The organism is Wohlfahrtiimonas populi (assembly GCF_002006795.1).
GTDB lineage: Bacteria > Pseudomonadota > Gammaproteobacteria > Cardiobacteriales > Wohlfahrtiimonadaceae > Wohlfahrtiimonas > Wohlfahrtiimonas populi.
The window spans coordinates 1-212 of record NZ_MVDN01000074.1 but is presented as its reverse complement, the minus strand read 5'-3'; the positions used below and the strand labels follow the sequence as shown (position 1 = coordinate 212).

1 pseudogene is annotated in these 212 nt (G+C 30.7%); it reads left to right on the top strand.

The annotated features are described in order from the left end of the window. A pseudogene (locus BZK16_RS14440) lies at positions 1 to 182 on the top strand (hypothetical protein); the annotation flags it as partial. Positions 183 to 212: the final 30 nt, after the last annotated feature.

The following is a 212-nucleotide window of genomic DNA, read 5'->3' as shown; positions in this document are numbered from 1 at the left end:
TAGAAAGCTCTACGGACGACACTATTTTGTTAACAACTAGCGATAAAATGTTTTATGAAAAATATGGATTTGAAGAAACTGAGCGTTTTGTTTACAGAAAAATAGTTTCATTTGATGAAGTTGAATTAGCTGAAGAACGTAGACCTGCTCGATATATTGAATCTGCAAAGACTTTTGTGTAATTATTTACTGAGATTTTTCATATCTCCAAA